The 2,393-nt window shown below is 37.0% G+C and carries 4 protein-coding genes; 3 read left to right on the top strand and 1 reads right to left on the bottom strand.

Going from position 1 to position 2,393, the window contains the following annotated elements; all coding sequences use genetic code 11:
• Together tilS and H5072_RS17050 are read left to right on the top strand one after the other, a co-directional pair.
• Window positions 1–757: tRNA lysidine(34) synthetase TilS (gene tilS, locus H5072_RS17055; protein WP_182694219.1), on the top strand; the 757-nt coding region annotated here is incomplete at its 5' end.
• The gene (locus H5072_RS17050; RefSeq protein WP_002958295.1) at window positions 758–1,111 is read left to right on the top strand and encodes a hypothetical protein; all 354 of its coding nucleotides are present in this window, start codon (window positions 758–760) and stop codon (window positions 1,109–1,111) included. It abuts the gene before it with no gap.
• Between the two features lie 30 nt (window positions 1,112–1,141).
• Here the strand turns inward: H5072_RS17050 and H5072_RS17045 are convergent, their stop codons facing one another.
• Window positions 1,142–2,038, bottom strand: coding sequence for a GGDEF domain-containing protein (locus H5072_RS17045; RefSeq protein WP_182672024.1), 897 nt, complete (start codon window positions 2,036–2,038; stop codon window positions 1,142–1,144).
• A gap of 133 nt (window positions 2,039–2,171) precedes the next feature.
• On the opposite strand from H5072_RS17045, the gene H5072_RS17040 reads away from it, so the two are divergent.
• On the top strand, window positions 2,172–2,393 hold a 222-nt coding region (locus tag H5072_RS17040; protein ID WP_182694218.1), incomplete at its 3' end, for a cation:proton antiporter.

Here is a 2,393-nt window from a genome sequence, read left to right as displayed (position 1 = left end):
TATTAACCACATAACTGATGACTCAAATACAGATGAAAGTTTTGACCGTAACTTTTTACGCTCAAAAATAGTACCTGTGTTAGCCGAGCGCTTTACTGGGTTTGAACAATGTACAGCACGAAGTATTGAGCTACTACAACAACAGCAAACATTACTTGATGAATACACTCAGCTTGATTTAAATAAGTGTATTAACGAGCACCAAGCACTGTGCATTAGCCAAATAAGTGAATACAGCTCAGCGCGTATTGCAAATATAGTACGTGCGTGGCTTGCATTATTTACACAAGTCATGCCATCGCAAAAGCAGCTTGAGCAAATTATTAATCAAGCAATGTGCGCAAAAAACGACGCACAAATGCGTATTGATTTGCTCGATGGGCAAATACGTCGTCATCAAGGTTATTTGTATTTTGTAACACCAAATGAAGTATTAACAGATATTGAGCTAAATCATTCACAGCTAAAACTTGCAGACGGGCGCTTATTAATTAAAAGCATTGGTTTTGGAGTAAGACCTCCACACTCAAATGAGCAAGTAATAGTGCGCTTTAATTGCAATAGCGCACGTATTAAACCATTTAAAAAGCCTGGTAGTAATACAGTTAAGCATTGGTTTAAAGATGCAAAAATAGCGCCGTGGCTACGCGCCAGTGTGCCACTTATTTTTTATAATGATGAATTAGTTCAAGTGGTTGGTTATTTTATAAGTGCTAAGCATGTTGATGAAAATGGTATTTTTTGGGAGTGTAAATAAATGAGTAAACAGCCGCATGTTGGCTTATCGTTAGTAAAAAAAGCGCCAATGGGTATGCTAATAACAGCGCTTATTGCTGTTATCGCTAATGTTTTACTTGAGTTAAATATAGTCACGTTAGGTTATGCAGTCGCTGGTGGGATTGCATCTGCAGTACTTTTATTAGCTTATTGGTTAGGTAAAGGTGGATTGTTTTTTATTTTAGGCGTGAGCTTGCCACTGCTTTTAGTATTATTTACACCGCTTGCTACTATTACCGCATTACTTAATTTAATTAGCGGATTCTTTTTTGGATTCTGTGCTGCGTTGTTTATTTATAAATTGGTAAGTGCAAAGCCTAGCGGGGGAAGCTAGGCTTTTTTATTTAATGCAGTTAAGTAAAGGCTAGTATGCTTTTGCGCAGTTTCTACCTGATGCCTTTGCTTTGTATAAACCTTTATCGGCTCGAGCAAATATCTCAGTTTCGCAATCTTGGCTGTTAGCTAAAGTAAAACCAATACTGGTTGTTACTTTGTATTTAGACATTAATGGCGATTTTCTTACTAAGCACATGATACGCTCAGCAATCACTTTATTAGTTGTAAACTCAGGGTCTTCAATAAGTAAAGCAAACTCATCACCACCAAATCTAAATACCGAATCAGTGCCGCGTATACTACTACACAGTACTTTTGAAAATTCTTTAAGTGTATCGTCACCAATTTTATGGCCGAAGTTGTCGTTAACTTGTTTAAAGTTATCTAAATCAAGCAACATTAAACTAAATGGACGTTGATAACGGCGACAGTTTTCAAGCTTTTGAAGTAAAAAGTCATTAAATTGACTACGATTATTTAAACCGGTTAACGCATCCTTTGTGGCAAGCTTTAGTACGCGACTATACATCATCGCATTACGAAGTGGATAAACCAGTGCAGTATGTAATGTATGTAATTTTTTCTCAATTGCGTGACCAAGCGGGAATTTACTAAAATAAATTAGCTGCCCTAAGTGGTCTTTATTAATCGCTAAATCAAAAATATAGGGTGTACTATTTGTATCACTTTGTGATGTTTGAGCAGTACCTAAAGTTGATTGAAACTGCAATCCAGAAAAATTGAGCAATTGTTTTGCAAATTTAGCGTAAATAGCCAGAACATCCTCGATCACTAAGCTTGTTTGTAGCTCTGCGACGAGTTCATGCGTTTCAGTTATTTCATTTGTAGGTGATTGTTCAGCCGAAAACGGCAAAAAATCACCGCGACCAGACACACGCTGCGTCAAAATATGGACGTTTTCCATTAAATTCTCCCCCGAGGGTGTTACTTTGCAATAACTAAGCTATTTTTGTGCCATATTTTAAAATTGCATGAAAAACATATGGTTGTTATATTTACTTACAAGCTACTAGTTTAATTTAAACGCGAGGCTGCATTTGCAAAGTATTAATGCTCAAATTTTTGGCTTATTAGTCGCGGCAGTTCTTTTTGTGTGGTTTTTTAAGCGCATTGGCTTGCCGCCTATTTTAGCGTACCTAGCAACGGGGGTTTTAGCCGGTAGTCATGGTATTGGCTGGCTTGCACAATCTCACGAAATAGAGTTTGTAGCTGAATTGGGTATTGTGTTTTTGTTATTTAGTTTAGGGCTAGAATTTTCT

This window comes from Pseudoalteromonas sp. SR45-5 (assembly GCF_014163565.1).
GTDB classification, from domain to species: domain Bacteria; phylum Pseudomonadota; class Gammaproteobacteria; order Enterobacterales; family Alteromonadaceae; genus Pseudoalteromonas; species Pseudoalteromonas distincta.
Note: the sequence above shows the minus strand (reverse complement) of the source record. Positions and strands in the feature narration are given on the sequence as shown.